We start from the raw sequence: 23,905 nt of genomic DNA on the forward strand, positions 1-23,905 counted from the left end.
ATCGAACAACACTAGCAGCCGTGGCGGAAAACGGGCGATTTCTCCCCGGTTTTGCGCCCTCCCCGTGCCGGAAATGTCCCGCAGCGGCCCGGTCGTTCACGACACATTCCCTTGCAGTGCGCCATGCACAAAAGTCCGGGGGCTGGCAGAATTACGGTTTGCCGCTTTCACAATGCTCGTCGAGCCAGGAATTCCCCATGCAAATGACCACCTCCCTGTTGATCGTCAACCCGTGCGACGACGAAGAAGACAACATGGCCATGCTCGCCTGCCACAGCGACAAGGGGGACATGTTCCTCATGAGCCGCTATCCGGACGAGGACGAGCTGGAAATCACCCTGGACGGCGAGCCTTCGACCCTGGAAGGCGTCAAGGTGACCTTGAGCCCTACCCGCCTGCTGATCGAAATCGCCGCGGCGGACGCCGATGCGCTCAATGGCGATGACGTGCTGGAGATCATCCACAACACCGATGCCAGCGACCTGGCGGAGGTCGAATTGACCCTCAAGAACATTCTGGATGGGACCGGGACCTATATCAGCGAGATTTGAGGGCGACCGGGGAAACGCATCGCGAGCAGGCTCGCTCCCACAATGGTTCTGCGTTGCACCGACCATCCCCTGTGGGAGCGAGCCTGCTCGCGAGAGGTTCCCACAGGCGATTGACGACCCATTTCCCACACTTTGCACAAAATGCCGTTAGTCGCCGCCCCCCGCGATGGATTAAAGTAACGCCCCCAGCCTTGGCGTTATTCGAGCGCCCAGGTCACCCTTTGCAGGAACAGTCACCGATGGAACATCGTGAAGCGCTGATCGCGCTGCGAACCTTTCTTTCCACGCAGATTCTCGGCCAGGACAAACTCATCGAGCGCTTGCTCATCGCCCTGCTCGCCGATGGCCATATGCTGGTAGAAGGGGCTCCGGGCCTGGCCAAGACCAAGGCCATTAAGGAGCTCGCCGAAGGCATCGAAGCGCAGTTCCATCGTATCCAGTTCACGCCCGACCTGTTGCCCGCCGACATCACCGGCACCGAGATCTATCGCCCGGAAACCGGCAGCTTCGTGTTCCAGCAAGGCCCGATCTTCCACAACCTGGTGCTGGCGGACGAAATCAACCGCGCCCCGGCCAAGGTGCAATCGGCCCTGCTCGAGGCCATGGCCGAGCGCCAGGTCAGTGTCGGGCGCAGCACGTACGAGTTGTCGCCGCTGTTTCTGGTGATGGCCACGCAGAACCCGATCGAGCAGGAAGGCACCTATCCGCTGCCCGAAGCCCAGCTCGACCGCTTCCTGATGCACGTCAAAATCGGCTTCCCCGACGCCACCGTCGAGCGCCGCATCCTGCAACAGGCCCGTGGTGAAGCGCTCAACGGCGAAACCAAGCCGGAGCGACGGGTCAGCCAGCAGGCCATCTTCGCCGCGCGCAAGGAAATCCTCGGCCTGTACATGGCCGATGCGGTGGAGGAATACCTGGTGCAACTGATCATGGCCACCCGCAACCCGGCCAAGTTCGACCCGGAAATGGCCGAATGGATCGCCTACGGCGCCAGCCCCCGCGGCTCGATCGCCCTGGACCGCTGCGCCCGTGCCCACGCCTGGCTCGCCGGCCGGGACTTCGTCAGCCCGGAAGACATTCAGGCGGTGCTGTTCGATGTGTTGCGCCACCGCATCATCCTGTCCTTCGAAGCAGAAGCCGCCGGCATTGACCAGGACCGGGTGGTCCAGCGGATTCTCGACGTCGTAGCCGTCGCTTGACCCCGATGAACGCCAGCATGCCGCCCGAGCCGGGCATTCGCATCAGCCTCGCCGAGCTGATCGAAATGCGCCATCGCGTGCGTGAAGTGCAACTTTTTTCCACGCCGAGCCAGCGCAGCCCGCTCGTCGGCCTGCACCACTCCAAGCTGCGCGGCCGTGGTGTGGACTTCGATCAGGTGCGGGTCTACCAGGCCGGCGACGACGTGCGCACCATCGACTGGCGCGTCACCGCCCGCACCCAGGAGCCGCACACCAAGCTGTTTCACGAAGAACGCGAGCGACCAATTTTCATCATGGTCGAACAAAGCCGCCGGCTGTTCTTCGGCTCCGGGCTGATGTTCAAGTCGGTCCTGGCGGCCCAGGCCGCCAGCCTGATCGGCTGGGCAGCGCTGGGGCATAACGACCGGATCGGCGGGCTGGTGTTCGGCGACAACGAGCACTACGAAATCAAGCCTCGGCGCAGCAAACAGAGCCTTTTGCAACTGCTCAACCGGCTGGTGCGGGTCAACCAGTCGCTGCACACCGAGACCGAACAGAACCGCGACTCCCTCAACCTCGCCCTGCGCCGGGCCCGCGAGGTGCTGCGCCCCGGCAGCCTGGTGATAGTGATCTGCGACGAACGTGCGCTGACCGAGGGCACCGAGCAGCAATTGAGCCTGCTGTCGCGGCATTGCGACCTGCTGCTGTTGCCGGTGTCCGACCCGCTCGACCACGCCCTGCCCGCTGCCGGCCTGTTGCGTTTTGCCGAGCGCGGCGCGCAATTGGAAATCGACACGCTCAACTATGACCTGCGCCAGACTTACCGCGCCCAGGCCGACGCGCGGATCGCCCGCTGGGAACTGCTGGCGCAGAAGCTGCGGGTGTTGTTGATGCCATTGAGCACGCAAAGCGAAATGGTCGAACAACTGCGCGAATACCTGAACCCGCAGAATCCGGGGGCCGGTCGATGAGTGGGCTGGACGGTTTGCAACCGCTGATCTCGCCGCCGCCCATCAGTGTCTGGCCTCCCGCGCCCGGCTGGTGGCTGTTGCTGTTGGCGCTGGTGTTGATCGCCTTCGGACTGTGGAAAGCCCGCAGCCTGTTGCCCAACAAGCGCCCCATCGTGCGCGCCGAACAACCGCTGGACCCGGTGCGCCTGGCCGCACTGGCGGAACTGGCGTTGCTGCCCAAACCCTACGACGGCGCCCCGGCCGGCGCTTGGTTGCAGCAGCTCAACGGCCTGCTCAAACGCCTGTGCCGCAACCATTACCCCAACAGCCAGAGCCACATCCTCAATGGCCGCCAGTGGCTGGCGTTTCTTGACAACCGCTGCCCGGCCGCCGGCCTGACGCGCTGGATGGTGCTGGTCGAAGGCGCTTACAAACCCGAATGCAAACTGGACGACAAGGCCATCGCCGGCCTGACCCAGGCCGTCGACACCTGGATTCGCAAACATGTTTGAGTTCGCCTGGCCGTGGATCTTCGCCCTGCTGCCACTGCCATGGCTGATGCGCATGGTGTTGCCGGTGGCCGACAGTGGCGAGCCGGCGCTCAAGGTCAGTTTCCTCGGCGACCTCGAAGGCCTGGCCCGCCGCCGCGCCCGCGCCAACCTGCCGGCCTGGCGCCAACAGACCCCGTTCATGCTGCTATGGCTGTTTCTGCTGATCGCGGCGGCGCGTCCGCAGTGGCTCGGCGAGCCGCTGCCGATTGCTGCCAGCGGTCGGGACCTGCTGGTGGCGGTCGACGTGTCCGGTTCCATGGACTTCCCCGACATGCAATGGCAGAACGATGAGGTCAGCCGCCTGGCACTGGTGCAACACCTGCTCGGTGACTTCCTGGAGAGCCGCGAAGGCGACCGGGTCGGCCTGATCCTGTTCGGCAGCCGCGCCTATCTGCAAGCCCCGCTGACCTTCGACCGGCGCACCGTACGCATCTGGCTCGACGAAGCGCGGGTCGGCATCGCCGGCAAGAACACCGCCATCGGCGACGCCATCGGCCTGGCCCTCAAGCGCCTGCGCCTGCGTCCGGCACAGAGCCGCGTGCTGATCCTGGTCACCGACGGTGCCAACAATGGTGGCGAAATCGACCCACTGACCGCGGCACGCCTGGCGGCGAAGGAAGGGGTGAAAATCTACACGATCGGTATCGGTGCCGACCCGGAGCAATCCGGCACGCCGGCGTTTCTGGGCGTCAACCCGAGCCTGGACCTCGATGAGCCGTCGTTGCAGGCCATCGCTGCCGCAACCGACGGCCAGTATTTCCGTGCTCGCGACGGCGAGCAGTTGCAGGCGATCAAGGAAACCCTCGATCAGTTGGAGCCGGTGACCCAGCAACCCACCCAGGCCCGCCCGGCCCAGGCTCTCTATCACTGGCCCCTGGCGATGGCATTGCTGCTGAGCATGCTGCTGGTGGTGCGCGAACTGTGGCCGGACAATCCGCTGCAGCGCCTGCTCACCAAGGATCTGCTGGCGCAGACCGCCCTGCCCGAGTGGCGCCAGCGGCTCAGACGCCTGCGTCTGCGGAGGCGTCGATGAGCGATCTGTGGCCGTACTGGTTCCGCCCTTTGTGGCTGTTGGTGGTGCCGCTGCTGGGCTGGTTGCTCTGGCAGCTGTGGCATCGGCAAAAACGCGTCGGGCGCTGGCAGATGATCCTGCCGCCGGCCTTCCACGCCGCCTTGCTCAGTGGCGGCAACGGGCGCAACAGCAAATTGCCCTGGGTGGCGCTCGGCATCGCCTGGTTGATCACTGTTCTGGCACTGCTGGGCCCAAGCTGGCAGCGGGTCGAACAAAACAGCCAGAAACCCGCCGATCCGCTGGTGGTGATTCTGGAACTGACGCCGGAAATGCTCGCCACCGACGTCACGCCCAACCGCCTGGAACAGGCCCGGCGCAAACTGTTGGACCTGCTGCAAAACCGCAGCGATGCGCAGACCGCCATCGTCGTCTACGCCGGCAGCGCGCACACGCTGGTGCCGCTGTCGGATGACCTGGCGACCAGTCGCAACCTGCTGGATGCCCTGAAACCGTCACTGATGCCCCAGTCCGGTCATCGCGCCGATCTGGCGGTGACCAAGGCGCTGGGCTTGTTGCATCAGGGGGCACTGGGTGACGGCAGGATTCTGCTGATCGGCTCGTCCCTCAATGAGCTGGAGCGCGAAGGCATCCAGCAGGCGCTGGACGGCAAATCGACCCAGTTTCTGATGCTCGGCGTCGGCACCGCCGAAGGTTCGCCCATCACCCAGGAAGACGGCAGTTTCCTCAAGGACGATCAGGGCGCGATCCTGGTGCCGCATCTGGATGAACCGAGCCTGAAAGCCTTCGTCAATGGCCTGGGTGGCCGCTATCGCCATGCGCGCCTGGAAGATGCCGACCTGCGTGGCCTGGGCCTGCTCAGTGGCCCGCGCAGCCTGCGCGACGACGGTCAGACCCTGCGCCTGGATACCTGGGCCGATCAGGGCTACTGGCTGTTGTTGCCGCTGTTGCTGCTGGCCGCCTGCGCCGGCCGACGCGGCTGGTTGTTCTGCCTGCCACTGCTGTTTGCGCTGCCGCAGCCGAGTTACGCGTTCGAGTTCAAGGACCTGTGGTTGCGCCCCGATCAGCAGGGCCTGCACCTGCTCAAGCAAAAGCGCCCGGCCGAAGCGGCCCGACATTTCGACGATCACCAGTGGCAAGGCGTGGCGCTTTACGAAGCCGGCGACTACAGTGGCGCCGCCCAGCGCTTCGCCGAAGGCAACGACGCCCACGCCCACTACAATCGAGGCAACGCGCTGGCCAAAAGCGGTGAACTGGACGCCGCGCTGGATGCCTACGAACAGGCACTGGAGCTGCAACCGGATCTGCGCCCGGCATTGACCAACAAGGCCGTCGTGGAAAACCTGCTGAAGCAGAAAAATGCGCCGAAACCGGCCGAACCGGAAAAGCCCGACGAAGACCAAGCCCCAGGCCCGCAAGAAACACCACCGGGCGCGGCAACGCAACCGACGGACAGCGGCGAAGCGAAACCCGACACACAGGCCGCCGCGCCAGACACACAGGACAGTGAAACCACGCCGCCACGGCCGGGCAGCAATGAAGTCCCCGGCAGCGAACTGGGCGACGAGCAAAGCACCACCCCGCCGCTGCGTCCGGCCGACGATGCCATCGACGGCGAACAGCGCCAGGCTCTGGAGCAATGGCTGCGCAAGATCCCGGATGATCCCGGCGAACTGCTCAGGCGCAAATTCTGGTACGAACAGCAGCAATATCAGGATCAGGAAAAAACCCGATGACCCGCTTCACCGCTTTTTTGGCCACCGCGCTGTTCTGGACCTTGCAGGCCCAGGCCGTGGAACTGGTCGCCAGTGTCGACCGTACTCGCCTGAATTCCGGCGAGACGGTCGAGCTGACCCTGGAATCCAACGATGTGACGCAGTTCGGCAAACCCGACCTGACGCCGCTGGAACCGCTGTTCGAGGTGCGCGGCACCCGCCAGGTCAACCAGTTGACCAGCATCAACGGCGACAGCCGCGCCACCACCCGCTGGATCATCACCCTGTTGCCGCGCCAGAACGGCAGCGTGGTCATCGAGCCATTGAAACTGGGTGACGCCCAGACCCAGCCGATTACCTTGCAGGTGGTCGAGAGTGAAAAACAGGACAGCATCGGCAAGCGCGGGCCGGTGTTCATCGAAGCCAGCCTCGATCAGGCCAGCGTGTATGTACAGGCCCAGGCCCTGCTGACACTGCGCATCTACCACTCCGTGTCGCTGTACGACGACAGCAGCCTGACACCCTTGCAGATCCCCGACGCGCGGATCGAGCAATTGGGTGAGTCGCGCACCTACGAAAAGGACATCAACGGCCTGCGCCACGGCGTGATCGAGTTGCGCTATGCGATCTATCCGCAACACAGCGGCCAGTTGACCATTCCGGCGCAGATCTTCAGCGCCACCCTGGTGGATCCGCAACCGGCCCAGGACGTTGAAGCCCAGGTGCCGAAATCCGGCAAGCTGATGCGCGTCAGCTCCGAGAAACTGCCGCTGACGGTCAAGGCCAAGCCCGCCAGCTATCCCGCGGATATGCCATGGTTGCCGGCGCGCAGCCTGAGCCTGAGCGAAAGCTGGAACCCGGAGCCGGACCACGCCCAGGTGGGCGACTCGCTGACCCGCAGCCTGACCCTGAAAGCCGAAGGCCTGGCCAGTTCACAACTGCCGCCGCTGCCAGCCACCGATGTCAACGGCCTGCGCCGCTATCCCGATCAGCCGGTGCTGGGCAACCAGAACAGCGAGCGCGGCCTGATCGGCAGCCGTGAAGACCGCGAGGCGCTGGTGCCGACCCGCAGCGGCGACATCGAATTGCCGACGGTGGACGTGGTCTGGTGGAACACCTTCGAGGATCACCTGGAACACACCAGCCTGCCGGCGCGCACCCTGAATGTGGCGAACAACCCGGGGCTGATCGTCGATACCCCGGCGGGGGTGACGCCGGTCGCCTCGACGGCGGACAGCGAAGCGCTGTGGTGGTGGAAGCTCAGTACCCTGGTGCTAGCCTGCACCACCCTGCTCGGCTTCGGCCTGTGGTGGCGCGCCCGCTGGCAACCGGCGATCCTGCGCGCCGCGCAAACCGGCCCGAGCCCCCGCACTGTGCTCGACGACCTCAAGCGCGCCTGCCAGGCCAACGACACCCACGCCACCCGCCAGGCCCTGGACGCCTGGGCCCGCCAGCAACCGGAAACCCTGGCCGACATGGCCGCGCGCTTCGTGCCACTGTCCGATGCCCTGGACGGCCTCAACGGCGCGCTCTACAGCGAAAGCGGCCAGCACTGGCAGGGCGAAGAACTGTGGCGCGCCATCCGCACCATTCCGATGGCCGAGCGGACCCAGGACCCACTGGGCGACAGCGGGTTGCCGCCGCTTTATCCGAAATAGTTGTTGCCTGAACCAATGCAATCGCGAGCAGGCTCGCTCCCACAGTGTGGTCAGTGTTCACATCATTTGTGTTCCAACCATGAACCTGTGGGAGCGGGCTTGCTCGCGAAGGGGCCCTGTCAGTCGCCAATGCTGTATCTGACACACCGCTATCGCGAGCAAGCCCGCTCCCACAGTGCGGTCAGTGTTCACACGATTTGTGTTCCAACCATGAACCTGTGGGAGCGGGCTTGCTCGCGAAGGGGCCGTGTCAGTCGCCAAATGTTGTGTCTGACACACCGCTTTCGCGGGCAAGCCCGCTCCCACAGTGTGGTCAGTGTTCACACGATTTGTGTTCCAACCACGAACCTGTGGGAGCGGGCTTGCTCGCGAACGGGCCGTATCAGTCGCCAATGCTGTGTCTGACAGGCCGCTATCGCGAGCAGGCTCGCTCCCACAGTGTGATCAGTGCTCTCACCATTTGTGTTCCAACCATGAACCTGTGGGAGCGGGCTTGCCCGCGAATGGGCCCTGTCAGTCGCCAATGCTGTATCTGACACACCGCTATCGCGAGCAAGCCCGCTCCCACAGGGTTACGGTTGACATACAGATCGTGGGAGCACTCACCGCACTGTGGGAGCGAGCCTGCTCGCGATAGCGCTCTCAAGATCACCTCGATTACCCCTGCCCACCGCTTTCCCCGTAAACTCCCACCCCTTTCGCCGCTGTCCATTTCCTCGCGGCCACGACCTTATTTCCTACGGAGTTCGCCTTGCGTCTGTTTCACACCTCCGACTGGCACCTGGGGCAAAACCTGCACGGCCAGGATCGCGATTACGAGCACGGCTGTTTTCTCGAATGGCTGTTGCGCCAGCTCAAGGCCGACCAGCCTGACGTACTGCTGATCGCCGGCGACATCTTCGACACGGTCAACCCGCCGGTCAAAGCCCAGGAGCGCCTGTACGATTTCATCGTCAGCGCCCACGAACAACAACCCAAGCTGACCATCGTGATGATCGCCGGCAACCACGACTCCGGCTCGCGCATCGAACTGCCAGCACCGTTGATGCGCCGCCTGCGCACCCACGCGCTGGGTCGCGTGCTGTGGCTGGACGACGGCCAGCTCGACGTCGAGCGCCTGCTGTTGCCGCTGCCGGACGCCAAGGGCAAGACCGTCGCCTGGTGCCTGGCGCTGCCTTTCCTGCGCCCGGCCGAAGTGACCGGCGCGCACCTGGGCGACGACTACCTGCGCGGCATCGGCCAGGTGCACGAATGGCTGATCGAAGCCGCCAACGCCAAGCGCAAGCGCGGCCAGGCGCTGATCGCCATCAGCCACGCGCACATGGCCGGCGGCTCGGTGTCGGAAGACTCCGAGCGCAGCCTGATCATCGGCAACGCCGAAGCCCTGCCGGCCAGCCTGTTCGGGCCAAGCATCAGCTATGTCGCCCTGGGCCACCTGCACAAGCCGCAGAAGGTCAACGGCGAAACGCGGATTCGCTACAGCGGCTCGCCGATCCCGTTGTCCTTTTCCGAAATCGCCTACAAACACCAGATCCTCGACGTTCAGCTCGACGGCGACAAACTGGTCAGCGTCGAACCCAGGCTGATCCCCCGCGCCGTCAACCTGCAACGCCTCGGCCCGGCGCCACTGGCCGAAATCCTGCTGCAACTGACCGACCTGCCCAACGTCGACCTGCTGGCCGAAACCCAGCGTCAGCCGTGGCTGGAAGTGCGGGTACGCCTCGACGAGCCGCAACCGGACCTGCGCAATCAGGTGGAAACCGCCCTGCAAGGCAAGGCCGTGCGCCTGGTGCGCATCGCTGCCGAATACGCCGGCAGCGGCAGCCGTGACGGCGTCGATGACGGCGCCGCGCTGATCGAGCTCGACCAACTGACGCCCCAGGAACTGTTCAGCCGTGCCTGGCAGGACAACTACGGCAGCGAGGTCGATGAGCAGACGCTGAAGGACTTCGCCGAGTTGCTGCAAGACGTACAGATGGAGGACGAGCAGCCATGAAGATTCTGGCGATCCGCCTGAAAAACCTCGCCTCCCTGGCCGGGCCTTTCGAAATCGACTTCACCGCCGAACCGCTGGCCAGCGCCGGCCTGTTCGCCATCACCGGACCCACCGGCGCCGGCAAGAGCACCCTGCTCGATGCCTTGTGCCTGGCGCTGTTTGGCGCGGTGCCGCGCCTGAGCAACGCCCAGGTGTCGGCCAAGGCCCCGGACGCCGATGGCGAGATCAGCACCGGTGACCCGCGCACCCTGCTGCGTCGCGGCACCGGTGAAGGCTATGCCGAAGTGGATTTCGTCGGCATCGACGGCCGCCGCTACCGCGCGCGCTGGGAAGCCAACCGCGCCCGGGAAAAGGCCGCCGGCAAACTCCAGGCCAGTCGCCAGAGCCTGCGCGACATCGACCTGGATCAACTGCTGGCCAGCCAGAAAGTCGAGTTCAAGACCCAGCTCGAAACCGTGCTGGGCCTGAATTTCGAGCAATTCACCCGCGCCGTGCTGCTGGCGCAAAGCGAGTTCAGCGCCTTTCTCAAGGCCAACGACAACGAACGCAGCGAACTGCTGGAAAAGCTCACCGACACCGCGCTCTACACGCGCCTGGGTCGGCGCGCTTTCGACAAGACCAAAGAGGCGCGCGAAGCCCACAGGCTGTTGCAGGATCAAGCCAGCGGCGTCACCCCGCTGGAGCCGCAAGCCCGCGCCGAACTGGATGAGCGCTTCAATCAGGCGCAACAGCAACTCAAGACACAGCAGGCGCAACTCAAACAGCTGGAACTGCAACACACCTGGCTGAAAGAACTGCGACATTTGCAGGACGAACAGCACAGTGCCAGCGAGCAACTGAACGGCGCCCAGCAGGATTGGCAGCAACTGGCCGGTGAACGCCAGACCCTGACGCGCCTGGAGCAACTGGCACCACAGCGCCACCAGTTTGCCCGGCAAAGCGAGCTCCGGGCCCGGCTCACGCCGCTGGCGGCGCAGATCCAGGAGCACACCCGGCAAGTAGAGGAATTGCAGGCGCGTGAGCAGCAACTCGAGCAGGCCCTGGGCAGCGCACACGCGGCGCTGATCGCCGCCCAGGACGCGCAAACCGCGAGCGTCCCGCTGCTGCGCCAGGCTTTCGAGGCGCAAAGCACTCTCGCCCGCCTGATCAAGGACACCAGCGCCAGCGCCGACCTGCGTCAGCAAGCCGAGCAGGCCTGCACCGACGGGCAAACCACGGTTCAGGGTTTGCTCGACCTGCAACAACGGGTGGCCGAGCGCCTGCAACAGATCGCCGGCCTGCTTGAGCAAAGCAACCACCTGGCGCCGCTTGGCGAAGCCTGGAACGCATACCGTGACCGCCTGCAGCAATTGATGCTGATCGGCAATCGCCTGAACAAGGGCCAGGCTGAACTGGCCGCGCTGGAGCAAACGGCCAGCCGGGCCAACGAAGAATGGACGGCGCAGAAACAGCATCTGGAGGTTCTGTACCAGGAAGCCGGTGCCGAACCCGAAGCGGTGGCCGAACAGATCCAGTTGCTCGGCAACCTGTTGCAGGACAACCGCAAACAGTTGCGCGCCTTTGAAGAACTGACGCGCCTGTGGAGCAGCCAACGGGAGCTGGACCAGCGCCTGGCCGAGCTGCAACAACGCCAGGCCACTGCGCAAACGGAGCGCGAACGCCTGACCCAGGACGGTGTGAAAACCCGTAACGAACTGACCGTCGCCGAACAGACCCTGAGCGTCACCCGCGAACTGCTCGAACGCCAGCGCGTGGCCCGCAGTGCCAGTGTCGAAGAACTGCGCGCGCAGTTGCAGGACGATCAGCCGTGCCCGGTCTGCGGCAGCCCGGACCACCCCTACCATCAGCCCGAGGCGCTGTTGCAAAGCCTTGGCCGGCACGATGAAAACGAGCAGGCCAACGCGCAGAGCGCAGTGGACGCGCTCAAGGAAAAGCTCACCGACCTGCGCACCGAAGTCGGCGGCGTGATCGCCCAGCAAAAGGAACTGTTGCAACAGCAAGAGCAATTGCTCACCCAGCAACAGAGCCTTGCGCCGAGCCTCGAAGCGCACTCGCTGTCGGCGTCGCTGTTCAACCAGGACGCTGACAAGCGCGACGCCTGGCTGGCCCAGCAAAACAGCCAGTTGAACCAGAGCATCAGCCAGGACGAACAACGGCAAACCGCCCTGCTCACTCTGCAACAGGACGCTGCGCGTCTGCAGCAGCAATTGCGCAACCTGGAGACCGCCAGTCAGCAGGCGACCCAGCAGTTGCTCAATCAGCAGCGCGAAATGAACAGTGACCGCCAGCGCTTGGACGAAGAACTGCACGCGTTCAGCAGCCTGCTGCCCGCCGACACGCTGGAAGCCTTGCGTAATGAGCCGGCCGCGACCTTCATGCAGCTTGACCAGCAGATCAGCCAGCGCCTGGAGCAACAAGGTCAGCAGCGCGACGAACTGGGCGAACAGCAGCAACGCCAGCAGACGCTGGAAAAAGAGCAGCATCACCAACAGCTCCGCACCCAGCAGTTCGAAACCGCGCAGGCGCAGTACACCGCCCTCGCCGACCAGCAGCAGGCGTGCCAGGCGCAGCTGGCCCAACTGCTCGGCAGCCACACCAGCGCCGAGCATTGGCAGCAGCATGTGGACCAAGCGGTCGAACAGGCCCGTAGCGCCGAAAGCGCGGCCAACCAGGAACTGCAATCGGTGCGCACGCAGCAGGTGCAGCTGAGCGCCGAACTCAACGCCCAGCAGGAGCGCCTGACGGCCCTGGAAAGTGAAGATGGCGAACTGGCGGCGAAGATCGGTGACTGGCGCGCCCTGCATCCGGAACTCGATGACGGCGGCCTGGAACAGCTGCTGAGCGTCGATGACCAGCAGCTCGGCGAGCTGCGACAACGCCTGCAACAGAACGAAAAAGCCATCGAGCAGGCCAAGGTGTTGCTGGAGGAACGCGACAAGCGCCTGGCCAGCCACCAGGCGCAGCACAACGGCAACCTCGAAAGCGAACAACTGGCCAGCGCGCTGGCCGAGCTGCAACAGCAGTTTGCCGTCAGCGAACAGCTTTGCGCCGAGCTACGCGCCGAGCAGGCCGAAGATCAGCGCCGGCAGAACGCCAACCAGGCCCTGGCGCAACAGATCGCCGCCGCGTATGCCGAGGCCCAGCGCTGGGCGCGCCTGAATGCGCTGATCGGTTCCGCGGATGGTAGCACCTTCCGCAAGATCGCCCAGGCCTACAACCTCGACCTGTTGGTGCACCACGCCAACGTGCAACTGCGCCAACTGGTGCGCCGCTATCGCCTCAAGCGCGGCGGCAGCATGCTCGGCCTGCTGGTGATGGACACCGAGATGGGCGATGAGCTGCGCTCGGTGCACTCGTTGTCGGGCGGCGAAACCTTCCTGGTCTCGCTGGCATTGGCCCTGGGCCTGGCGTCCATGGCCTCGAGCACACTGAAGATCGAATCGCTGTTCATCGACGAAGGCTTCGGCAGCCTCGACCCCGAATCGCTGCAACTGGCCATGGACGCCCTCGACGGCTTGCAGGCCCAGGGGCGCAAGGTAGCGGTGATCTCCCACGTGCAGGAAATGCACGAGCGCATTCCGGTGCAGATCCAGGTGCAACGCCAGGGCAACGGCCTCAGTACCCTGGAGGTGAAATGATCACCCTGTACTCGTTCCGCCGCTGCCCGTATGCCATGCGTGCGCGCATGGCCCTGCGCTATAGCGGCGTGGCGCTGGACATCGTCGAAGTCAGCCTCAAGGCCAAGCCGGCCGAGATGCTGGCGTTGTCGAGCAAGGGTACGGTGCCGGTGTTGAACGTCGATGGAAAGGTGATCGATGAAAGCCTGGCGATCATGCACTGGGCCCTGGCGCAGCATGACCCGCAGGATTGGCGACTGTTGAATGACCCCGCCGGGCCTGCGGCCATCGCAGAGTTGATCGAGGAAAACGATCAGGTGTTCAAGCTGCACCTGAACCGCTACAAATACGCCGAGCGGTATCCGCAGCACCCGATGACGTTCTATCGCAGTGAGGGTGAGGTGTTCTTGGGCAAGCTCGAAGGCTTGCTGGAACAACGGGATTATTTGTTGGCAGACCAGCCGAGCCTGGCGGACGTGGCGCTGATGCCCTTCGTGCGCCAGTTCGCCCATGTGGACCGTGAGTGGTTCGGGCAGGCGCCTTATCCGAGGTTACAGCGCTGGTTGCAGGGGTTTCTCGATTCGGAGCTGTTTACATCCATCATGAAAAAATGACACCGCCCCCATACCTGTAGGAGCGAGCTTGCTCGCGATGGCGGTGTGTCAGCCGGCACATATGTCGATTGATACACCGCCATCGCGAGCAAGCTCGCTCCTACAGGGGGTAGTCGGCGATTCTCCAATCAGGCAAACACCTCACACATCTGCAACACCGAGCAATCAATCTGGAACGGGCCGAAAAAATCCCCCTGGCGTTTAACCGGTGGATTGCCCGTCAGCAGGCCCATGGCCTTGGCGGTTTCGATGTTATGCGCCAGGTTGTGGTTGGCCTCTATCGAGCGCGCCACACCCCCTGCCGAGCCCTGGCTGAAACCCAGCAGGGACGAACCATTGGTCATGAACGCCAGGAAGGCAATCACCCAGAGTCTGACCCCTTTCATATGCCTGCCACTCCCGCCGCGTCAACGTGATCGACTACGGCGTTCTGCACGCGATGTTCGAACTGGATACCGGGGTGAGCGACCTGGATAGGTGCATCCATGTCGCGTTGCGATTGAGCCGAAAGGCTGACGACCAACACCAGCGCCACGTAAAGACCGATGGCCAGGTAGGCGCCGTATTTGGCTGAAGTAAGAATGCTGCTGGCCATGATGGAATTCTCCGTGGGCGTGTTTCAGTACCCACAGAATCAATCAAAAAAGCCGTAACAACCACTCAGCGTTATCCATAGTGACCATCAGCTTTGTTGATCATTAAGCCAGTCTATTTCAGCCTTCGATAAAACTAATCATGCGCTCGCGGGCAGCGTCGGGCTCGCCGGGAATGGGCGTGTGTGCAGAGAGGATGGGGGAGGAATACAGACAAAGAAGTACTACGGCCAGACGCATCGCCATACTGTCGATCCTTTTATGTGAGCAGGAACTTCAGCGTGCAATCTAATCGCAGTGGCCATGTGATATCAAGCGTTGCGCTGATAGCACGATGACATAGTCGCAAACGCGTTATGCAGGAGCGACATCACTCGGGTTTCAATCAACGCAAGTGACTTCGCTCCTGCATAAAGGTTACAGGGCCGGGCTTTCAGGCTTGGGTCTTGTGATCCAGTGCCGCGTAGAAGTTGGCGCTTTGCTGCAGGTATTTCTGGGTGTAGCTCTGGGTGTGGGATTTCTTGTCGCTGACTTCCACGTTGGCGCTGGCTGGCAGAGCAACGGTCGCGGAGATGGCGGAAGCGGCGATGATGGAGAAGAGATTGAAGTTCATGGGTGTTTCCTCGAAGTCAGTGGGCTTGCTTGCCGGTTAAGGCCGTGGAGCAAACTTAACTTTCGAGGCATCGGCGTTTGAAATCTTTTGTAGCACTAGCCAATATCATCGACATTAATAGAAAGCTACAGGCCCCATCAACCGGGGCCTGCGGCCTATTGCCGCAGCAAAAACTTCAGATCGCTTGGCGCGTCCATCGGCAGCTTTTGCACGGTTTTACCCAGCAGGCCGCTGCTGGGATCACGCTCCAGCACGACAATCTGGTTGCTCTTCTGATTGGCGATCAGCAGGAACTTGCCACTCGGGTCGAGGCTGAACTCCCGTGGGTGATCACCGTCCACGGAACGGCGTTGCAGCTCTTTGAGCTGTCCCGTCGCCCCGTCGATGGCAAACACCAGCAACTGGTTGGCAGTGCCACGGTTGCTGACGTAGAGGAACTTGCCATCGGTTGAGGCATGCAGCGCTGCGGCGGCCTTGTCCGACACCGGTTGCCCGGCGGCCAGCTCGACCATCTGCGTCTGCTTGAGCGTGCCGTTGCTGTAGTCGAACACCGCGACCTGGGCGCTCATTTCCATGGTCAGCCAGGCGTGCTTGCCATCGGCGCTGAACAACAGATGCCGCGGGCCGCTGCCTGGCGGCAACTGCACGAAGGCTGGCTCGGCCGGCACCAGCGGCCTGTCCTTGTTGGCCTTGGGGTCGAAGTGATAGACAAACACCCTGTCGGCGCCCAGGTCGTTGGAGAACACGAAACGACCGTCCGGCGAAGACACCGTCGAATGCACATGCGCCGACATCTGCCGCTCGGGATTGACCCGGCTCGACGGATGGCTGCTCATCTGCACCACGGGCCTGAGCGTGCCATCGGCGCCCACCGGCAACACCGCCAGGGTGCCGCCCGGATCTTCGGACACCGAGTAATTGCTGACGAACAGGTGACTGGCGTCCGCGCTCAGGCTGGAATGCGTGGGCTCATTGCCCAGGCTCTGCACCTGATTGATCAGGCTCAGTTGATGGCTCTTGGGGTCGATGGCAAAGCTGCTCACACGCCCAACCGGGTCCATCTGGCCCGGGCCGTTTTCGTTGACCACGTACAGGTGACGCTGATCCCTGGACAGGGTCAGCCAGGACGGGTTTTCGCTGTTGATCACTTGCAACGGCTTGGCCGCGAGCTGGCCACTGGCGCTGTCAAAACCCAGGCGATAAATGCCCTCGCTCTGCCCCGCCGTGTAGGAACCCACCAGCAGCTGATACTGATCGGCGTACGCCGCCTGCACCCCCATGGCGCCGACACTGCCGGCCATCAGCAATGGCCAGAGCTTACGCATCCTCATGCTCGTCATCCTCGTTGTCGCCACCGGTGGCGTCCAGGCACACCAGGCGATGCTCGCCGGACTCGCCGGTGATCAGCCAGCTCTGCAGGCTCGCATCGAACGTCGCCGCCTCGATCTGCGCCATGCTGAACACCCAACGCTTGAGCGCACGGCCGTCCATGCATTCGATGTGCAGGTGATCTTCTTCATCGAGGGAAAAGTCGAAGGCGTGCAGCCCGTCGATTTCCAGCATGTCACAGGTTTCGAGGGCGGCGAGCAAGGTGTTGGGTACGGCAGTCATGGCAGTCAGTCTTTGAGTTGAAAGGGGCAATGATAGCTTATTGAGCCAAACCCCTTTCACAAACACCACACAATCCCTTGTGGGAGCGAGCCTGCTCGCGATGGCGGTGTGTCAGTCAAAATAATGTGGTCTGACACACCCTCATCGCGAGCAGGCTCGCTCCCACAGTTAACAGGTTTCGTGTTTAAACGTCAGATCGCCTCACGCGACGGCTGGCCATCCACCAGGCGCTGGATGCGCAGCGGGTTGGCGTTTTTCAGGGCGTCCGGCAGCAGGCTGTCGGGGTAGTTCTGGAAGCACACCGGGCGCAGGAAGCGGTCGATGGCCAGGGTGCCCACCGAGGTGCCGCGCGCGTCGGAGGTGGCCGGATACGGGCCGCCGTGGACCATCGAGTCGCAGACTTCCACGCCGGTCGGGTAGCCGTTGAGCAGGATGCGCCCGACTTTCTGCTCCAGCAGCGGCGTCAGTTCGGCGAACTGGTCGAAGTCGCCCGGCTCGCCGATCAGGGTGGCGGTCAGTTGCCCGTGCAGGCCGTGCAAGGCAGCGGTCAGTTGCGCCTGGTCCGCCACTTCGACGAACACCGTGGTCGGGCCGAAGATTTCTTCCTGCAACACCTCGTCGCCATCAATCAACAGGCCGACATCCGCCTTGAACAGTTGCGGCTGTGCCTGGTTGCCTTGCTGGGTGCTGCCGGCCAGGTGCGTGATGTCCGGATGGGCCAGGAGTTTTTGCAGGCCCTTGCCATAGCTGCCCAGGGTGCCGGCGTTGAGCATGGTTTGCGCCGGCTGGTCGTTGATCAGCCCCGCCACCTGCTGCACGAAAGCGCTGAACTGGGGTGAGCGAATCCCGATCACCAGGCCCGGGTTGGTGCAGAACTGGCCGCAGCCCTGGACGACCGAAGCGGTGAGGTCGCGGGCGATGGTTTCGCTGCGCGCCTGCAGGGCCTCTGGCAGTACGATCACCGGGTTGATGCTCGACATCTCGGCGAACACCGGGATCGGTTGCGGGCGCGCCGCAGCCATGTCGCACAAGGCACGGCCGCCACGCAGCGAACCGGTGAAGCCCACCGCCTGGATTGCCGGGTGCTTGACCAGCGCCTCACCGACGCCACCGCCGTAGATCATGTTGAACACGCCGGCCGGCATGGCGGTTTTTTCCGCGGCGCGGATGATCGCGTCAGCTACCCGCTCGGCCGTGGCCATGTGGCCGCTGTGGGCCTTGAACACCACCGGGCAACCGGCGGCCAGGGCCGAAGCGGTGTCGCCGCCCGCCGTGGAAAACGCCAGGGGAAAGTTGCTCGCGCCAAACACCGCCACCGGCCCCAGGCCGATGCGGTACTGACGCAGGTCCGGACGGGGTAATGGCTGGCGCTCAGGCAGCGCACGGTCGATGCGTGCACCGTAGAAATCGCCACGGCGCAGGACCTTGGCGAACAAGCGCATCTGGCCGCTGGTGCGCCCGCGCTCGCCCTGGATGCGCGCCGCCGGCAGCGCGGTTTCGCGGCAGACCACGGCAACGAAGTCATCGCCCAGTGCGTCCAGCTCGTCGGCGATCGCGTCGAGAAACTGTGCACGACGCTCGGCACTCAGGCGCCGATACGCCGGGTAAGCCGCAGCGGCCGCCTTGGCCGCCGCATCCACTTCTTCAGGCGTGGCCTGCACGAAATGCCCCGGCAAGGCTTCGCCGGTGCTGGCGTCGACGCTTTGCAGTTGGACGCTGCCGGCCGCGCTGCGCTGGCCGCCGATGTAGTTGTGACCCAGTGTCTGACTCATTGCGGTTTCCTTTAAAGAGTACCGATGGTGCCGGGTTCGAACACCGCATCGACCGGTGCAATACCGTTGATCAACGGGGCGCCGAACTCGGCCTGGCTGATTTCGAAGACATCACCCGGCTGCGTGCGAACACCGTCGGCGAACGACAGCGTCGCGGTGCCGAAGAAGTGAATGTGCACATCCCCCGGACGCAGGAACTGACTGTACTTGAAATGGTGGAATTCGAGGTTCTCGAGGCTGTGGCACATGTTGGCCTCGCCACTCAGGAACTCGTTCTGCCACAGCACTTCGCCGTTGCGCAAGATGCGGCTGGTGCCTGCCAGATGTTGAGGCAGTTCACCCACGCGAAGTTCCGGACCGTAGCTGCAACTGCGCAATTTCGAGTGAGCCAGGTACAGGTAGTTCTTGCGTTCCATGACGTGGTCGGAGAATTCGTTGCCCACCGCAAAGCCCAGGCGATACGGCTTGCCGTCGTGGCCGATGACGTACAGGCCGCTGATTTCCGGCTCTTCACCGGCGTCCTCGGCAAACGGTGGCAGCGGGAACGGCTGGCCCGGACGCACGACGATGCTGCCATCGCCCTTGTAGAACCACTCGGGCTGCACACCGGCCTGCCCTGCCTGGGGTTTGCCGCCCTCCACGCCCCATTTGAAGATACGCATGGTGTCGGTCATCGCCGTTTCGTCACCGGCCTGCTGGTGCATCTTGTCCCGCGCCGAAGCGCTGCCCAGGTGGGTCAGGCCAGTGCCGCTGACCAGCATATGTGCCGGGTCCGGGTGGTCCAGCGGCGGCAGGATGCGCAGCTTGGCCAGCAGCTCGGCGTAGTCATGGCTGATGCCCAGGCCCAGCACGTTGACCTGCTGCTCCAGGCCGACACCGGCCTCGATGGCCGCCAGCGCCAGGTCGCGCACGGTGCGCGCGTCCTGCACTTCGCGGACCAGCCCGCCCTCGACCACACCTACGCGGCGCTCGCCGTTAATCAATTCGAATTGAACCAGACGCATGGGAATCTCCTTCAACAATTCTTGTACTCAATGCAGGCTCTTTGTGGGAGCGAGCCTGCTCGCGATGAGGTCATCACCTTCAACATCCAGGGTGACTGTCACACCGCTATCGCGAGCAGGCTCGCTCCCACAGGGAAGATCGGGGTTTTAACCAATCAAGTCCGACTCGCCCCCCGCGCACTCGCGGCGAACTGGTCGGCTGGCAATACGTGCTTGCGCTCCAGCTGGCGGTAAACCACGCCAGTGAGGAACAGCCCGAACACCATCACGCCCGCCAGGAAATACAGCCCAGACGCAAGGTTGCCGGTGTATTCCTTCAGCGCGCCGATCACGAACGGGCCGATGTAGCCGCCCAGGTTGCCCACCGAGTTGATCAGGGCAATGCCCGCTGCCGCACTGGCGCCGGCGAAGAAGCGGCCCGGCAAGGTCCAGAACACCGCCGTGCAGGAAAACAGCGAGAACGCCACCAGGCACAACGCCGCCAGTTGCGCTGCCGGCAGGGTCAGCCAGGCACTGAGGAACAGGCCCAGGGCGCCCAATACATAGAGAACCGCCAGGTGGCCGTAGCGATCGTTCAGGCGGTCGGAACTGCTCGGGATGATCAACAGGCCGATGATCCCGAAGATGTACGGCACCGACGAGACGAAACCGGTCACCAGGTCACTGCCACCGAACTGCTTGATCAGCGTCGGCAACCACAGGCCCAGGCCATAAATGCTCAGGGTCACCGGCAGGTAGAACAGCGCCAGCAGCAACACGCGGCTGTCCTTGAGGGCATGCAACGGGTTGCCATGGCGGGTCTGGCCGTATTCCGCCAGGTCCTTTTTCAGCTCGCCGGCCAGCCAGTCTTTCTCTGCCTGGTCCATCCACTTCACCTGTTGCGGGCCATCCGGCAACCAGCGCAGCACCGGCCAGGTCAGCAGGATCGCCGGGGTGCCGATGACGATGAACAGCCACTGCCAGCCATGCAGGCCGAGAATGCCGTCCATGCCCAGCAGACCGCCGGACACCGGGCCGGTGATCAGCATGGCAATCGGTTGGGACAGGATGAACAGGCCGAGGATCTTGCCGCGATGGCGCACCGGGAACCATTGGGTGATGTAGTACAGCACGCCCGGAAAGAACCCGGCTTCGGCGGCGCCCAGCAAGAAGCGCATCACATAGAAGCTGTTCGGCCCCTGGACGAAGGCCATGCCGATGGTGATGGCGCCCCAGGTGATCATGATCCGCGCGAACCAGCGTCGTGCGCCGAAGCGTTCGAGCATCAGGTTACTGGGGATTTCCAGCAGGAAGTAGCCAATGAAGAACAGCCCGGCACCCAGGCCGTAGGCGGCATCGCCGATACCGATGTCAGCGCCCATGTGCAGCTTGGCAAAGCCGACGGCGGAGCGATCCACATAGGCGATCAGGTACAGCAGGATCAGGAAGGGAATCAGTTTGAAGGTAATGCGTCGGATAAGCCCCAGTTCCTGGCTCATGAGATCGGTCTCCGTTTGTTGTTGTTATGGAACCTCGGGGGACGCCTCTCGCGAAAAAACGCCAGGGCCATCCCTCCAGTGGAAGTGACTATATAGTAATACTATTTAATCGAGCAACACTTCCATTGAGACGAAATTGCGCTTAATGTACGCCTCAGCTCGCACAATATAGTCATACAATAAGAGAACCGATCATGTCTGATAAGAAACCCACCCTGCGCTCCGCCCAATGGTTTGGCACGGCCGACAAAAACGGCTTCATGTACCGCAGCTGGATGAAGAATCAGGGCATTGCCGACCACCAGTTCCAGGGCAAGCCGATCATCGGCATCTGCAACACCTGGTCGGAGCTGACCCCGTGCAACGCGCATTTCCGCCAGATCGCCGAGCACGTCAAACGCGGCGTGATCGAGGCCGGTGGTTTCCCTGTGGAATTCCCGGTGTTCTCCAACGGTGAATCGAACCTGCGCCCGACCGCCATGCTGACCCGCAACCTGGCGAGCATGGACGTCGAAGAAGCCATTCGCGGCAACCCGATTGATGGCGTGGTGCTGCTCACCGGTTGTGACAAAACCACCCCGGCCCTGCTGATGGGCGCGGCCAGTTGCGACGTCCCGGCCATCGTCGTCACCGGCGGGCCGATGCTCAACGGCAAGCACAAGGGCAAGGACATCGGCTCGGGCACCGTGGTCTGGCAGCTCAGCGAACAGGTCAAGGCCGGCACCATTACGATTGATGATTTCCTCGCGGCCGAAGGCGGCATGTCCCGTTCGGCCGGCACCTGCAACACCATGGGTACGGCCTCGACCATGGCCTGCATGGCCGAAGCACTGGGCACTTCCCTGCCCCACAACGCGGCGATCCCGGCGGTGGATGCGCGTCGTTACGTGCTGGCGCACATGTCCGGCATGCGCGCTGTAGAGATGGTCAAGGAAGATTTGCGCCTGTCGAAGATCCTCACCAAGGAAGCCTTCGAGAACGCCATTCGCGTCAACGCCGCCATCGGTGGCTCGACCAACGCGGTGATCCACCTCAAGGCCATCGCCGGGCGTATCGGCGTCGAGCTGGACCTGGACGACTGGACCCGCATCGGTCGTGGCATGCCGACCATCGTCGATCTGCAACCGTCCGGACGCTTCCTGATGGAAGAGTTCTACTACGCTGGCGGCCTGCCGGCGGTGCTGCGCCGCCTGGGTGAAGCCAACCTGATCCCCAACCCGAACGCGCTGACCGTCAACGGCAAGTCCCTGGGTGAGAACACCAAGGACGCGCCGATCTACGGCGAGGACGAAGTGATCCGCACCCTCGACAACCCGATTCGCGCCGACGGTGGCATCTGCGTATTGCGCGGCAACCTGGCGCCACTGGGCGCGGTGCTCAAGCCTTCGGCCGCTACGCCGGAGCTGATGCAGCATCGCGGCCGTGCGGTGGTGTTCGAAAACTTCGACATGTACAAGGCGCGCATCAACGATCCGGAGCTGGATGTGGATGCCAACTCGATCCTGGTCATGAAGAACTGCGGGCCCAAGGGTTATCCGGGCATGGCCGAAGTCGGCAACATGGGCCTGCCGGCCAAGCTGCTGGCCCAGGGCGTGACCGACATGGTGCGTATTTCCGATGCGCGCATGAGCGGTACCGCCTATGGCACCGTCGTCCTGCACGTGGCACCGGAAGCGGCGGCCGGCGGACCTTTGGCGGCGGTCAAGGAAGGTGACTGGATCGAGCTGGACTGCGCCAGCGGCCGCCTGCACCTGGACATCCCCGATACCGAACTGGCTGCGCGCATGGCCGACCTGCAACCGCCGCAGCAATTGCTGGTGGGCGGCTATCGCCAGCTGTACATCGACCATGTGCTGCAAGCGGACCAGGGCTGCGACTTCGACTTCCTGGTCGGCTGCCGCGGCGCCGAAGTGCCGCGGCATTCGCACTAAACCCGCCATCCCCTCTCCCCGAGGGGATGCTTGTCTTGTGGCAGAAGGCTTTACCTGTGGGAGCGAGCCTGCTCGCGATAGCGTCATGGCAGGCAATGAATGCGTCGCCTGTTGAGCCGCCATCGCGAGCAGGCTCGCTCCCACAGTGAAGCCCCCACCAGGCGGCTCCTGCACTGGACCTCTCACAATTGATTTTCGTCCAGCTCAAGTTTGTGTCTTGCCTGTTATCATGCGCCACACCTCCCAGCACACAGGATCGCGCCGTTCCCCATGGATTACCGCAAACCCTCCGACCGCAAAAGCATGCACTCGCGCATCGTCCAGGAACTGGGCATGCAGATCGTTTCGGGGCGCTTTCTGCCGGACGACAAGCTGCCCGCCGAAGCGCTGCTGTGTGAAGAGTACGCGGTCAGCCGCCCGGTGCTGCGCGAAGCCACCCGGGTGCTGGTCGCCAAGGGCCTGGTGTACTCGCGTCCACGGGTCGGCACGGTGGTCAAGCAGCGCAAGGAATGGCACATGCTCGATCCGGACGTGCTGCACTGGTTGATGCAGAGCAGTCCGCAAAATGAATTCTTCGACCTGCTGACCAGCGTGCGCAGCATCATCGAACCGGCCGCGGCCGCCCTGGCGGCGCAGTTCGCCACCGAGGCCGACATCGCCGCCATCGGCGAAGCCTACCAACGGATGGAAACCGCGCCGACCCCCGACGCCCTGTTGCAGCCGGACCTGGACTTCCACAGCCGCATCGCCGACGCCACCCACAACGACCTGCTGGCCAACCTGTGCAACATGCTGGCCGTGGCCATCGCCGAAGCGTTGAAACACTCCAACCAACGCCCCAACCTGCACGAACTGGCCCTGCCGCGGCACAAGGCGATCCTCACCGCCATCGAGAACCGCGACGCGCTGGGCGCCCGGCATGCGACGCTGGTGCAGCTCGATGATGCGCGTAGTGCGTTGAGTGTGGTGTTGGGCGCAGAGCCAACCTGAATTCCCTGTAGGAGCGAGCTTGCTCGCGATGCGGTGTATCAGTCGCCACATAC

Annotated in this window: 21 protein-coding genes; 12 read left to right on the forward strand and 9 right to left on the reverse strand. The window is 63.6% G+C overall.

From position 1 onward, the window contains the following. The first annotated feature begins 197 nt into the window (after window positions 1-197). The 10 genes from ABVN20_RS25625 to ABVN20_RS25670 all read left to right on the forward strand — a co-directional run bounded on the left by ABVN20_RS25625 (window position 198) and on the right by ABVN20_RS25670 (window position 13,860). Window positions 198-551, forward strand: coding sequence for a hypothetical protein (locus ABVN20_RS25625; RefSeq protein ID WP_368558570.1), 354 nt, complete (start codon window positions 198-200; stop codon window positions 549-551). 239 nt (window positions 552-790) lie between these two features. Further along, window positions 791-1,750 (forward strand): AAA family ATPase, encoded by a 960-nt coding sequence (locus ABVN20_RS25630; RefSeq protein ID WP_368558571.1) that lies wholly within the window; start codon window positions 791-793, stop codon window positions 1,748-1,750. 5 nt (window positions 1,751-1,755) lie between these two features. Next, complete coding sequence (locus tag ABVN20_RS25635; protein ID WP_368558572.1) at window positions 1,756-2,700, forward strand: DUF58 domain-containing protein; 945 nt, start codon at window positions 1,756-1,758, stop codon at window positions 2,698-2,700. Then, window positions 2,697-3,191, forward strand: a complete 495-nt coding sequence (locus tag ABVN20_RS25640; RefSeq protein ID WP_368558573.1) for a DUF4381 domain-containing protein — start codon at window positions 2,697-2,699, stop codon at window positions 3,189-3,191. Before ABVN20_RS25635 ends, ABVN20_RS25640 begins: the two co-directional genes overlap by 4 nt. Next, window positions 3,184-4,263, forward strand: a complete 1,080-nt coding sequence (locus ABVN20_RS25645) for a VWA domain-containing protein (RefSeq protein WP_368558574.1) — start codon at window positions 3,184-3,186, stop codon at window positions 4,261-4,263. The genes ABVN20_RS25640 and ABVN20_RS25645 overlap by 8 nt, the downstream gene beginning before the upstream one ends. Continuing rightward, a complete protein-coding gene (locus ABVN20_RS25650) occupies window positions 4,260-5,996 on the forward strand; it encodes a tetratricopeptide repeat protein (RefSeq protein WP_368558575.1) in 1,737 nt (578 codons plus the stop codon). The genes ABVN20_RS25645 and ABVN20_RS25650 overlap by 4 nt, the downstream gene beginning before the upstream one ends. Further along, on the forward strand, window positions 5,993-7,633 hold the full coding sequence (locus ABVN20_RS25655; RefSeq protein WP_368558576.1) for a BatD family protein: 1,641 nt from the start codon (window positions 5,993-5,995) through the stop codon (window positions 7,631-7,633). Before ABVN20_RS25650 ends, ABVN20_RS25655 begins: the two co-directional genes overlap by 4 nt. A 751-nt stretch (window positions 7,634-8,384) precedes the next feature. Further along, entirely contained in the window at window positions 8,385-9,629 is a 1,245-nt protein-coding gene (locus tag ABVN20_RS25660) for an exonuclease SbcCD subunit D C-terminal domain-containing protein (RefSeq protein ID WP_368558577.1), read from the forward strand. Next, window positions 9,626-13,267, forward strand: a complete 3,642-nt coding sequence (locus ABVN20_RS25665) for an AAA family ATPase (protein WP_368558578.1) — start codon at window positions 9,626-9,628, stop codon at window positions 13,265-13,267. Before ABVN20_RS25660 ends, ABVN20_RS25665 begins: the two co-directional genes overlap by 4 nt. Next, a complete protein-coding gene (locus ABVN20_RS25670; RefSeq protein WP_368558579.1) occupies window positions 13,264-13,860 on the forward strand; it encodes a glutathione S-transferase in 597 nt (198 codons plus the stop codon). The genes ABVN20_RS25665 and ABVN20_RS25670 overlap by 4 nt, the downstream gene beginning before the upstream one ends. A 128-nt stretch (window positions 13,861-13,988) precedes the next feature. On the opposite strand, the gene ABVN20_RS25675 is transcribed toward ABVN20_RS25670, so the two are convergent. The 9 genes from ABVN20_RS25675 to ABVN20_RS25715 all read right to left on the reverse strand — a co-directional run bounded on the left by ABVN20_RS25675 (window position 13,989) and on the right by ABVN20_RS25715 (window position 20,931). Next, window positions 13,989-14,246 carry a hypothetical protein gene (locus ABVN20_RS25675; protein WP_368558580.1) on the reverse strand — a complete coding sequence of 86 codons (258 nt, stop codon included), beginning with the start codon at window positions 14,244-14,246 and terminating at the stop codon, window positions 13,989-13,991. Continuing rightward, complete coding sequence (locus ABVN20_RS25680; RefSeq protein WP_368558581.1) at window positions 14,243-14,455, reverse strand: hypothetical protein; 213 nt, start codon at window positions 14,453-14,455, stop codon at window positions 14,243-14,245. The genes ABVN20_RS25675 and ABVN20_RS25680 overlap by 4 nt, the downstream gene beginning before the upstream one ends. Window positions 14,456-14,573: 118 nt before the next feature. Beyond that, complete coding sequence (locus tag ABVN20_RS25685; RefSeq protein WP_368558582.1) at window positions 14,574-14,699, reverse strand: hypothetical protein; 126 nt, start codon at window positions 14,697-14,699, stop codon at window positions 14,574-14,576. Window positions 14,700-14,886: 187 nt separating this feature from the next. Further along, window positions 14,887-15,066, reverse strand: coding sequence for a hypothetical protein (locus ABVN20_RS25690; protein ID WP_368558583.1), 180 nt, complete (start codon window positions 15,064-15,066; stop codon window positions 14,887-14,889). Between the two features lie 155 nt (window positions 15,067-15,221). Beyond that, complete coding sequence (locus ABVN20_RS25695) at window positions 15,222-16,391, reverse strand: lactonase family protein (protein ID WP_368558718.1); 1,170 nt, start codon at window positions 16,389-16,391, stop codon at window positions 15,222-15,224. Continuing rightward, window positions 16,384-16,677, reverse strand: coding sequence for a DUF5629 family protein (locus ABVN20_RS25700; protein WP_368558584.1), 294 nt, complete (start codon window positions 16,675-16,677; stop codon window positions 16,384-16,386). The genes ABVN20_RS25695 and ABVN20_RS25700 overlap by 8 nt, the downstream gene beginning before the upstream one ends. Window positions 16,678-16,868: 191 nt before the next feature. Next, on the reverse strand, window positions 16,869-18,449 hold the full coding sequence (locus tag ABVN20_RS25705; protein WP_368558585.1) for an aldehyde dehydrogenase (NADP(+)): 1,581 nt from the start codon (window positions 18,447-18,449) through the stop codon (window positions 16,869-16,871). Between the two features lie 11 nt (window positions 18,450-18,460). Further along, window positions 18,461-19,453: an AraD1 family protein gene (gene araD1 / locus ABVN20_RS25710; RefSeq protein ID WP_368558586.1), complete on the reverse strand. Its 993-nt coding sequence runs from the start codon at window positions 19,451-19,453 to the stop codon at window positions 18,461-18,463. A 155-nt stretch (window positions 19,454-19,608) separates the two neighbouring features. Beyond that, window positions 19,609-20,931, reverse strand: coding sequence for an MFS transporter (locus tag ABVN20_RS25715; RefSeq protein WP_368558587.1), 1,323 nt, complete (start codon window positions 20,929-20,931; stop codon window positions 19,609-19,611). A gap of 194 nt (window positions 20,932-21,125) precedes the next feature. On the opposite strand from ABVN20_RS25715, the gene ABVN20_RS25720 reads away from it, so the two are divergent. Then, window positions 21,126-22,862 carry an IlvD/Edd family dehydratase gene (locus ABVN20_RS25720; RefSeq protein WP_368558588.1) on the forward strand — a complete coding sequence of 579 codons (1,737 nt, stop codon included), beginning with the start codon at window positions 21,126-21,128 and terminating at the stop codon, window positions 22,860-22,862. Window positions 22,863-23,132: 270 nt separating this feature from the next. Next, window positions 23,133-23,852, forward strand: coding sequence for a FadR/GntR family transcriptional regulator (locus tag ABVN20_RS25725; protein WP_368558589.1), 720 nt, complete (start codon window positions 23,133-23,135; stop codon window positions 23,850-23,852). Window positions 23,853-23,905 lie beyond the last annotated feature (53 nt).

Source organism: Pseudomonas sp. MYb118, from assembly GCF_040947875.1.
GTDB lineage: Bacteria > Pseudomonadota > Gammaproteobacteria > Pseudomonadales > Pseudomonadaceae > Aquipseudomonas.